This window comes from Microcystis sp. M53598_WE2, assembly GCF_030067735.1.
GTDB lineage: Bacteria > Cyanobacteriota > Cyanobacteriia > Cyanobacteriales > Microcystaceae > Microcystis > Microcystis aeruginosa.
In genome coordinates, this window is the sequence record NZ_JASJFE010000312.1 from 1 (window position 1) to 9,815 (window position 9,815).

Consider the following 9,815-nt stretch of genomic DNA (forward strand, 5'->3'; position numbering starts at 1 on the left):
AGAGATTTAATGATTCAGTATGTCAACCCAGAAATCGGTATTTTTTTGTCAAAACAAGCACAGGAGAAACAGCCGGTCGGACAAGAAAAGTAAAAAGTATTTTGGGCGAATTACCAATTACAGAAAAACAAGCGAAGAAGTTAGAAGTAAAGCCTCGGACTCAGATGAGTCCAATGTTAGAGAAGAACTGTTTGCTATTAAGTGGCGATGAATCCTACGAGAAATCGGCGCAGAAAATCAAATCATTGACAGGAATTGCTGTTTCTCACAGTACCCAACAACGCCTCGTACATCGCTATGCTTTTGAAGAATTACCGTCTAACCCAGAAGTTGAAGTCGAAGAAATGAGCATAGATGGCGGTAAGGTACGACTAAGAACTGCCAAGGGAAAAGCCTTGATTTGGCGTGATTATAAAGCAGTGAGTTTTCATCAACTGGGGGTAGCGGCCTTTTTTCAAGATAACTCGGCTTTATTAGATTTGGTTAATTCTCAAGTTTTGGCTGAACCTTTAATTTGTTTAGGAGATGGACATGATGGTATCTGGAATTTATTTGGTCAGATAGGAGAGAAACAGGAAAGAATTGAAATATTGGATTGGTATCATTTAATCGAAAACCTCTATAAAGTTGGCGGGTCATTCCAGCGGATTGATGAGGTAAAATGTTTTCTATGGAAGGGGGAAGTGGATGCTGCTATCTCCTGTTTTGAGGGATGGTCAGAGCCGCAAGTGGAGAATTTTATTATTTATTTGAACAAGCATAAACATCGAATTGTCAATTATGGTTATTTGCAGGCAGAGGGCATTTCGATTGGCTCTGGCTCTGTTGAATCAAAAATTAAACAAATTGCTCATCGTCTTAAAATTACTGGTGCAAGTTGGGAATCTGGTAATGTACCGCAAGTCCTTCGTCATCGCTCTGCCTATCTAAATGGTTGCCTTTTTTAACTTTTTTATTGAGTTCATTAAGCATTTCTACTTATTACAAAGGTGAGATGCTCCCAAAAACTAAAAACTCTTTCGGATAAAGATAGAGACTCTTTTTTGTATCCACAATTGGAACAGATTTTGCTACTGGGGAACCATCTATCAGCTACGATTAACTCCGCACCATACAACTGAGTTTTTTTGTTGGCTTTTGAAACTATTTCAATAACTTGAACCTCCTTCTGAAGTGCGGAATGTAGCCCTCTAAAATACCTCTGAGGGGGTTGCGGGCTTTTTCTTCTAATTTTTTACCCCGCACCCAAAGGACAGCACAAAATCCGAACCGCTTCCTTGCCTTTTTCCCATATCCTAACTACCAATATAACACTATTTCATTAATCAGAAAAATTACTTAAAAAACTCTGTATCCTCTGGGTCTCTGTGGTGAGCAATCAATTACTCAATCGACACTTTAGACATCTTCCACTACTTTTACCATTCCTTCTCGACCAACTTCTCCTAACTTTTCTCCCCAAACCTCCCAGCAATCTTCACAGGATTTTCCTACTCGTTTTTTGACGTTAATTCGGTAATAAAAATGTGTTTCATTATCTCCCACTAATTCCCCTGAAAATATTTCCCAATTGGGACTAACTAACAGCAGGAGTTCGTTAATTGGATCGTAAATATCCACCTCTGGATGCGCTCTTTCGGCAATTCGTCTTAACTTGATATCTGGCAGATACATAAATTTAGGTTCACAGCAGGAATTGACCATCAGCCACAGACAACCTGGCCCCTCCACTCGGTAATTAACCCACGCAATTGCTGCTGCTATTTCTAACATTTCATCCAGCATTTCATCAGGAGTGGGTAAGTGTAAATCCACTCGCATTATCCAATCACAAGATTCCTTTTTAGCCATGATTTTATAACTCCAGATAGAACATTTTTACTAACCAAGGACACGAGCGGGTATTTAACGGGATGGTCTGGGATTTTAGAAGCTCTATATCTGTCAGCACTTGATAAAAATTAACCCATTACTTTAATAATAATAAACGCTGGGGAGATAAAGTAACAGTCCAAGGCAAAGCTTGCTCCTTAATTTCTAACCATTTATCCTTATATAACTCTGCTTGGATATGAAAATCGCGGTCGTGGTTGGAGGGTTGATTAAGTTTCAGATAGAGAGTCACCCGATGGGGTCCTTCAATGGCATTAGCTAACCAACAGGGAAAAGTATTAATATCTCCTAAATCTCGACCAAAAATAATTTGATGGGCGCGAATTCCCGTATGAGCTAAATAGTCGGGAATCCCGGAGACGGTGTGTAATTTAACATCCCAATCAATGGCTTCCAATTGTTGATTATTAATGATAATAGCACGGGAAAAATTCTTACAGCCCGTAATCTTGGCCAAACTAACGCTATCTGGTCGCTCAAAAATTTTCTGTTTAGAATTATTAGCAATTGCCCGACCTTTTTCCATAACTAATAAATTCTCACATATTCGATAGGCTTCATCCATATTGTGGGTAACAAAAATTGTCACGCCATCGTAATTACTTAAAGTTTTGATCATCTGACGTTCTAATTGAGCGCGTAGATGGGTATCAAGGGCAGAAAAAGGCTCATCTAATAATAAAGCTTCCGGACGACTAGCTAAAGCGCGAGCGATGGCGACCCGTTGTTGTTGTCCCCCCGATAATTGATGGGGATAACGGTTTTCCATGCCGGGTAACTGCACTAATTCTAATTGGTTGGCAATCTGCTGTTTAATAACTTTTTTAGATAAGTTTTTGGGGAGACTAAAAGCGATATTTTCTGCCACGGTGAGATGGGGAAAAAGGGCATAATTCTGCACCACAAAACCGATACGACGCTGACGACTGGGGAGATTAATTCCCTTTTCGGAATCGAAGAGAATGCGCCCATTTAAGACAATACGACCCCTTGAGGGCGTTTCCACACCAGCCAGCGATCGCAAAATCAGGCTTTTTCCCGACCCCGAAGCCCCTAATAGTCCTAGGGGCTGATTTTGGCAGTTAAAAGTTACCGAGAGGTTAAAACCGGGTAAAGATTTCTCTATATCGACAAATAAGCCTATTTTATCCCTATAATGCTGATTTTCAGCTTCTAAAAGGGCAAAATCGCGACCCTGCCAGGGTGGCAGCCAGTCCTCCATCTCGTTAGGTTTGCTTTCTCCCGGTCGTCCTAATTGCTGTTTACGTTGACTTTGCCAGAGATTAACGGCGATAATCCCCGATAGGGAGATTAATATGATAATAAACACCCATATCCAAGCCTCAGTCATCGCTCCTGCTTCCACAGCGAAGAAAATCGCCATCGGGATAGTTTGAGTTTGCCCCGGAATATTACCCGCTAACATCAAAGTCGCCCCAAATTCCCCCAAAGCGCGGGCAAAAGCTAGGGTTAATCCCGCTAATACTCCGGGGAAGGAGAGGGGCAAAAGTACGCGCCAGAATATTTTTCTCTCCGTCGCGCCCAGAGTGCGGGCAACCTGTAGGATGTTGGCATCCACCTGTTCAAAAGCCCCTAGGGTGGTTTTGTACATCAGGGGAAAAGCCACCACCGTCGCGGTGATAATGGCGGCATACCAAGTAAAAACGATGCGAAAGTTAAATAAGTCTAATAACTGTCCTAAGGGTCCGTTTTTGCCGAATAGGAGCAGTAAAATGAAGCCTAGCACCGTCGGGGGCAAGATTAAGGGTGCGACGAAAACTCCCTCGATTAGGGATTTCCACCGTCCGCGATAGCCTAACATCCAATAAGCGGCGGCAATACCGAGAAAAAAGATGATTATCAGGGCAATGGTGGCGGTTTTCAGGGATATCCATAGGGGGGAAAAGTCTGGCATTTTTCAGGGGTCAGGGGTTGGGTTTTGGGGTTTTGGGGTGTTGGAGTGTTGGGGTGTTGGAGTGTTGGGGTGTTGGAGTGTTGGGGTGTTGGGGTTTTAGTTGAAATTCCCCACTACCCCACTTCCCCACTTCTCCACTTCTCCACTTCTCCACTTCCCCACTTCCCCACTTCCCCACTTCTCCACTTCCCCTAAATTATCTGGCTATTCCGAAGCCGAATTTTTCAAAAATGTTTTTAGCGGCTGTGCCGGTGAGATATTGGGCGAAAGTCTTGGCAGCTTGCGGGTTTTTACTGGCTTTGATCACAGCTATCGGGTAAATAATCGGAGAATGGAGATTATTGGCAGCCGTAGCCACTACTTTTACCCGGTCGGAAATTTTGGCATCGGTGATGTAAACAATGCCAGCATCGGCGTTACCAGTTTCTACGGCGGCGAGAACATTACGGACGGAGTTGGCCAAGACCAGTTTTGGTCTTATTTGCTCTAAAATGCCGAGATTTTTCAGAACTTCTTCGCTGTACTGACCGACGGGAACGCTGCGCGGTTCACCCACGGCAATTCTTTGGACATTACTGTTAGTCAGGGAACGAAAATCGCTGATTTTTAGGGTGGAATTCTTGGGAACGATTAAAACTAGGCGATTAGTGAGCAGGTTTCTTCTGGTACTTCTATCGATTAAACCAGCTTTTGCTAAAGCGTCCATTTGCTTAGTGGCAGCCGAGAGGAAAACATCGGCCGGCGCACCTTGTGTAATTTGCTGCTGCAAAGCTCCCGACGCACCGAAGTTATAATTAACTTTAATGTTGCCATGGGCTTTTTCAAACCCCGGCTTGATTTCTTCTAGGGCATCTTTGAGACTAGCGGCGGCAGAAACTAGAATTGTCTGGGTTTGTGCAGTGGCGATAGTAGAGGAAAAAAGGTTTATGTCTGGAGATAATAAGCAACTAAGGACAATTGAGCCGATAAAAGCCAGAAAATATCGTCTTTTCATCAAGATTGATAGCAAGCGATCGATATTTATATTTCTATCACAACCAATCCACCGCCCGAAATCTGTATCTAGGGTTTGCGGCAAAAAGTTTTTCTTGGGGAAGTGGGGTGTAGGGTGTAGGGTGTAGGGTGTGGGGTGTGGGGTGTGGGGAGAATAAATAGAAATAATCTCCTATCTCCTATCTCCTGTCTCCTGTCTCCTGTCTCCTGTCTTCTGTCTCCTGACTCCCGACTCCTAGAACTTAGGGAATCCTGTGAATTTTGAGGAAATTGGTGCCTTTAGTTTTCTGCATGGGAATTCCCGCCATAATCAGGATTTTATCGCCCGATTGCGCTAGATTTTTCTGAAGCAGAATTGATTCCGTTTGCTTTAACACATCCTCAAAGACGGACACCTGATGATCAAGAAGAATCGGGATCACACCCCAGACTAGATTGAGACGGTGATAGACTCGTTTATTGGGAGTCATGGCAATGACGGGAACCGAGGGACGTTCCTTAGAAGCCAGTAGCGAAGTGTAGCCAGAGGTGGTAAAAGTGACAATATAACGGAGATCAAGGGTTTGATCGATCGCCACTAAAGCCTCACTGAGAGCGTGAGTTTCATCGGACTGATTGGGGGGAGCATTATCAAACTTCACATCCGCTTCCACATCATGGGCGATTTTGGCCAACATAGCCACAGCTTTGACGGGAAAATCTCCCACTGCTGATTCCCCCGATAACATCACCGCATCGGTTCCATCGATAATCGCATTAGCCACATCACTAGCCTCGGCCCGAGTCGGTCGGGGATTGTTAATCATGCTTTCTAACATCTGGGTGGCAGTGATGACGGGAATGGTTTTCATGTTGCAGAGTTTGATAATGCGTTTTTGCAACATGGGGACTTTTTCGGGACTTAACTCTACCCCCAAATCGCCCCGGGCCACCATAATTCCGTCACATTCCTCGATAATTGACTCTAAATTTTCGATCGCTTGCGGTTTTTCAATTTTAGCCATCACTGGCATATCCGCATGATTTCTCTCGGCTAAAAATGCCTTAATCGCCTTGATATCTTCTCCTTTACGAACAAAACTGAGGGAAACCCAATCAACCCCCTGAGAAAGACCAAATTCTAGGTCTTGTTTGTCTTTTTCGGTCATGGAAGGTAAGCGCAAATTGAGACGGGGTAGATTGACTCCCTTGCGACTCTTGAGAATTCCTCCCTCCAATACTTGACATTTTAGGTTTTTTCCGTTAATTTCAACGATTTTTAGCTCTAATAAGCCATCATCAAGGAGAATTTGCTCACCTAACTTGGCTTCCTCGGCCAGATAGGGATAATCGATCGAAACGGTGTTCGCTTCTCCCCGATACTCATCCATGGGTACAAGGGTGAGATAATCGCCGTCGTTGATGGTAATGGAACCATTGGGGAGATTACCGACGCGAATTTTCGGCCCTTGTAAATCTTGCAGGAGAGTGATAGGATTGTCTAATTCTTGAGAAATTTGCCGTAAAAGGCTGACAACTCTCGCATGATCTTCGTAGCTACCGTGGGAAAAGTTTAGCCGCGCTACATTCATCCCCGCACCGATCATCTGCTTGAGGACTTCTGGCGAATTACTGGCAGGGCCGATCGTGGCTACGATCTTAGTTCTATGGGTAATAATTGACATGGAACCCTTACTAATCGATCTTGGGACGATTACATGATATTCACTTTAGGTTAACTAAAAGTGAAGTGGAAAACAAATTAAGCTTTTCCACAGACTTGCAATCGCTCCCGGTCCGCTCCTGAGCAGTCAGGAGTCAGCTATCAGCAGCAACCGTTGATATCTTTAAGGTAGGATAAACTAATAACCATCTCCGCTCGTTTAGATTTCGTTATGACCAACACATTAGACGATAAAGCCATAGTCAAGGACTATTTTAACGCCACAGGATTCGATCGCTGGCGCCGGATTTATGGGGATGGCGAAGTTAACAAAGTACAAAAAGATATTCGCATCGGTCATCAACAGACGATCGATACCGTTATCGGTTGGTTAGAAAGTGATGACAATTTGCCCAATCTCTCGATCTGTGATGCCGGTTGTGGAGTCGGTAGTCTTAGTATTCCCCTCGCTCAAGCGGGCGCAACTATTTTCGCCAGTGATATTTCTGAGAAAATGGTGACAGAAGCCAAGGAAAGAGCAGCCAAAGAGTTAGCAGATACCAGTAAACTCACCTTTGCCGTTCAAGATTTAGAAGCATTAACCGGCCAATATCACACGGTCATCTGTCTTGATGTTCTCATTCACTATCCCACAGAAGAGGCATTAGGAATGATTAAACACCTGGGATCCCTAGCTCAATCCCGTTTAATCCTCAGTTTTGCCCCTAAAACCTGTTTATTAACCATTCTCAAGAAAATTGGTCAATTTTTCCCCGGTCCGAGTAAAACCACTCGCGCCTATCAACACAAGGAAAAAACTATTGTCGCCGCTCTCAACGAAAATGGCTTTAAAATTGAACGGACGAGTATGACTAGCACTCGTTTCTATTTTTCCCGTATCCTCGAAGCTGTCCGCAGTGAATAAATAATGGCAGTCACCACCAGCAAATTAATCGAGTGGAAACAGCAAAAACGCGCGATTGTCACCCTCACAGCTTGGGATTATCCGATCGCGCGACTGCTCGATCGGGCAGGAATTGATATTATCTTGGTAGGTGATTCCTTAGCTATGACCGCTTTGGGCTATCCTACCACTTTACCGATCACCCTAGAGGCGATGATTCACCACGCGGCGGCCGTGTCTCGCGGGGTAAAACAAGCTTTAGTTGTCTGTGATTTGCCTTTTCTCAGCTATCAGGAAAGTGTCAGTCAGGCAATTCACTCCGCCGGAAGGATGTTAAAGGAAGCGGGAGTACAAGGGGTAAAATTAGAGGGAGGTTATCCCGCTATGATCGAGACTATTAGCCGTTTAACCGAGATAGGCATCCCTGTTATGGGTCATATCGGATTAACTCCCCAGTCAGTCCATCGGTTAGGATACCGTCAGCAGGGAAAAACTCCATCGGATGCACAAAGATTAATCGAGGAAGCTTTAGCCTTGGAGAAAGCGGGAGTATTTGCCCTGGTTTTGGAACATATTCCCGCCAATTTAGCCGCTACTATTACCGATAAATTGACTATCCCGACGATTGGTATCGGTGCGGGGGAAGATTGTGATGGTCAGGTGTTGGTAACGGCGGATATCCTAGGATTAACCGAAAAAGCTCCCCCTTTTGCCAAAGTTTATGCTAATTTAAGCGAAGCAATTACAAAAGCAGTGGTGGAATTTGCCAAGGATGTGAGGGGAAATGAATAGCGGCGAAAAAGCTACCTTTGGGGCCGGCTGTTTTTGGAAAACCGAGGACGCATTTCGGCGTTTACCTGGTGTTTTAGCGACTTCTGTGGGTTATATGGGGGGAAATTTCCCCAATCCTAGTTATCTCGATGTGTTATCGCGAATTACCGGTCATGCGGAAGTGGCACAAATTGCCTATAATCCCCACGAAATAAGCTACGAGGCGTTATTAGCCGTTTTTTGGTCAATCCATGATCCGACTCAGTTAAATCGCCAAGGACCGGACAGGGGAGAACAATATCGATCGATTATTTTTTATCACACCCCGGAACAAAAGTTAATCGCCACTGCTGGCAAGCGTCAACTACAACTATCGGGAAAGTTTCAGCAAGATATCGTTACTTTGATCGAACCCGCAGGAGATTATTATCTGGCCGATCAGTCCCATCAACAGTATTTGGAGAAAAAACAGGCTCGATCGGTCGCGGATTTCCAGAAGAAAATATAAATACAGGTTCGGGGTATAATGTAAAGTTGCTTTCGCAGGAGATCAGGAAAAATGCCCGAGGCGGTCGGAGTCATTCAAACGTTGGGTTTTCCCCCCGTTTTAGCGGCGGCGGATGCCATGGTTAAAGGGGGACGAGTCACCCTAGTTTATTTTGATCTAGCGGAAAGGGGCGAATTTTTGGTGGCGATTCGCGGTCCGATTTCCGAGGTTAAACCAGCAGTAGAGGCAGGATTAGCGGCGGCGATGACCGCTTTTGGTGGTAATGTGGTCAGTCATTACATCGTACCGAATCCTCCAGAAAATGTACTGGCAGTTTTACCAGTGCAGCATACGCCTAAGTCAGACCGTTTTCGCAGTTAATTTCCCTAGCGATTTACCCCAAACTAGACTATAGTTAAAGACTGGAAAATAGATTGGATTCTATCAATTAAACTTATCTGATTTTTGTTATTAGGAGTTAATTTATGACAGCCCAACCCGCGGTGGGATCGATCGAGACCAAAGGTTTCCCCGGTATTCTAGCGGCCGCCGATGCGATGGTAAAAGCAGGACGGATCACGATTGTTGGTTATTTAAGGGCAGGAAGCGCCCGTTTTACCCTCAATATTCGTGGGGATGTACAGGAGGTAAAAACCGCTATGGCTGCCGGCATTGAAGCCGTCAATAAAACCGAGGGGGCAGCTTTAGAAACCTGGGTAATTATTCCCCGTCCTCATGATAACGTGGTGGCTATTTTACCGATCGATTATAGCGAGGCAGTGGAACCTTTTCGCGCTGCTGCCGACGGTGCGATCGCACCGATTCGTCGTTAATATTCAAGGTCAATTTTTTGTTACTGGTTGGAACTTGTCTAGTTCCAACTTAGTTTTTGATGATGATTTAAGTTTTAGTCAGAAAACCGAATTTGATAATTGCTGCAACAGTTGCACCGATAACAGTGACTATCAAAGCCCATATTTGAGCCGTTGCCCTTTCTTTCAAGTCTTTGACATCTTCTTTGATTTGGGAAACTTCGGTCTCTATTTTCGGCAATACTTCTAGTTTTGTTTCGATTCCCTTCAGGTTTCTGACATCTTCTTTGAGTTGGGAAACTTCGGTCTCTATTTTCGGCAATACTTCTAGTTTTGTTTCGATTCCCTTCAGGTTTCTGACATCTTCTTTGAGTTGGGAAACTTCGGTCTCTATTTTC

Annotated in this window: 11 protein-coding genes and 1 pseudogene; 6 read left to right on the forward strand and 6 right to left on the reverse strand. The window is 44.4% G+C overall.

The annotated features are described in order from the left end of the window. Positions 1–947, forward strand: a pseudogene (locus PX636_RS06745) (ISKra4 family transposase); the annotation flags it as partial. Between the two features lie 17 nt (positions 948–964). On the opposite strand, the gene PX636_RS06750 reads toward PX636_RS06745, so the two are convergent. The 5 genes from PX636_RS06750 to pyk form a co-directional block, all read right to left on the reverse strand. Continuing rightward, positions 965–1,153, reverse strand: a complete 189-nt coding sequence (locus PX636_RS06750; RefSeq protein WP_502882853.1) for a zinc ribbon domain-containing protein — start codon at positions 1,151–1,153, stop codon at positions 965–967. Positions 1,154–1,398: 245 nt separating this feature from the next. Continuing rightward, positions 1,399–1,851 carry a hypothetical protein gene (locus tag PX636_RS06755; protein ID WP_002796283.1) on the reverse strand — a complete coding sequence of 151 codons (453 nt, stop codon included), beginning with the start codon at positions 1,849–1,851 and terminating at the stop codon, positions 1,399–1,401. 118 nt (positions 1,852–1,969) lie between these two features. After that, positions 1,970–3,808 carry a molybdate ABC transporter permease subunit gene (gene modB / locus PX636_RS06760; protein WP_288034091.1) on the reverse strand — a complete coding sequence of 613 codons (1,839 nt, stop codon included), beginning with the start codon at positions 3,806–3,808 and terminating at the stop codon, positions 1,970–1,972. 196 nt (positions 3,809–4,004) lie between these two features. Continuing rightward, positions 4,005–4,802: a molybdate ABC transporter substrate-binding protein gene (modA, locus tag PX636_RS06765; RefSeq protein ID WP_288116570.1), complete on the reverse strand. Its 798-nt coding sequence runs from the start codon at positions 4,800–4,802 to the stop codon at positions 4,005–4,007. A gap of 241 nt (positions 4,803–5,043) precedes the next feature. Further along, complete coding sequence (gene pyk / locus PX636_RS06770; protein WP_288116568.1) at positions 5,044–6,465, reverse strand: pyruvate kinase; 1,422 nt, start codon at positions 6,463–6,465, stop codon at positions 5,044–5,046. Positions 6,466–6,675: 210 nt separating this feature from the next. Here pyk and bchM point away from each other — a divergent pair, with 210 nt between their 5' ends. The 5 genes from bchM to PX636_RS06795 all read left to right on the forward strand — a co-directional run bounded on the left by bchM (position 6,676) and on the right by PX636_RS06795 (position 9,438). Next, entirely contained in the window at positions 6,676–7,368 is a 693-nt protein-coding gene (bchM, locus tag PX636_RS06775; RefSeq protein WP_002758172.1) for a magnesium protoporphyrin IX methyltransferase, read from the forward strand. 3 nt (positions 7,369–7,371) lie between these two features. Further along, complete coding sequence (gene panB, locus PX636_RS06780) at positions 7,372–8,139, forward strand: 3-methyl-2-oxobutanoate hydroxymethyltransferase (protein WP_002758173.1); 768 nt, start codon at positions 7,372–7,374, stop codon at positions 8,137–8,139. Next, a complete protein-coding gene (msrA, locus tag PX636_RS06785; RefSeq protein ID WP_002796280.1) occupies positions 8,132–8,626 on the forward strand; it encodes a peptide-methionine (S)-S-oxide reductase MsrA in 495 nt (164 codons plus the stop codon). The genes panB and msrA overlap by 8 nt, the downstream gene beginning before the upstream one ends. 51 nt (positions 8,627–8,677) lie before the next feature. Further along, positions 8,678–8,986 (forward strand): carbon dioxide-concentrating mechanism protein CcmK, encoded by a 309-nt coding sequence (locus PX636_RS06790; protein ID WP_002732196.1) that lies wholly within the window; start codon positions 8,678–8,680, stop codon positions 8,984–8,986. Between the two features lie 104 nt (positions 8,987–9,090). After that, the gene (locus PX636_RS06795; RefSeq protein ID WP_008200430.1) at positions 9,091–9,438 is read left to right on the forward strand and encodes a carbon dioxide-concentrating mechanism protein CcmK; all 348 of its coding nucleotides are present in this window, start codon (positions 9,091–9,093) and stop codon (positions 9,436–9,438) included. A gap of 67 nt (positions 9,439–9,505) precedes the next feature. Here the strand turns inward: PX636_RS06795 and PX636_RS06800 are convergent. Then, positions 9,506–9,815: hypothetical protein (locus PX636_RS06800; RefSeq protein ID WP_288116569.1), on the reverse strand; the 310-nt coding region annotated here is incomplete at its 5' end.

Bases quoted from the DNA above. Each gene is read 5' to 3' on its own strand.
- PX636_RS06755 (WP_002796283.1), bottom strand. From the start codon at position 1,851: ATGGCTAAAAAGGAATCTTGTGATTGGATAATGCGAGTGGATTTACAC.
- modB (WP_288034091.1), bottom strand. From the start codon at position 3,808: ATGCCAGACTTTTCCCCCCTATGGATATCCCTGAAAACCGCCACCATT.
- modA (WP_288116570.1), bottom strand. From the start codon at position 4,802: ATGAAAAGACGATATTTTCTGGCTTTTATCGGCTCAATTGTCCTTAGT.
- pyk (WP_288116568.1), bottom strand. From the start codon at position 6,465: ATGTCAATTATTACCCATAGAACTAAGATCGTAGCCACGATCGGCCCT.
- bchM (WP_002758172.1), top strand. From the start codon at position 6,676: ATGACCAACACATTAGACGATAAAGCCATAGTCAAGGACTATTTTAAC.
- panB (WP_002758173.1), top strand. From the start codon at position 7,372: ATGGCAGTCACCACCAGCAAATTAATCGAGTGGAAACAGCAAAAACGC.
- msrA (WP_002796280.1), top strand. From the start codon at position 8,132: ATGAATAGCGGCGAAAAAGCTACCTTTGGGGCCGGCTGTTTTTGGAAA.
- PX636_RS06790 (WP_002732196.1), top strand. From the start codon at position 8,678: ATGCCCGAGGCGGTCGGAGTCATTCAAACGTTGGGTTTTCCCCCCGTT.
- PX636_RS06795 (WP_008200430.1), top strand. From the start codon at position 9,091: ATGACAGCCCAACCCGCGGTGGGATCGATCGAGACCAAAGGTTTCCCC.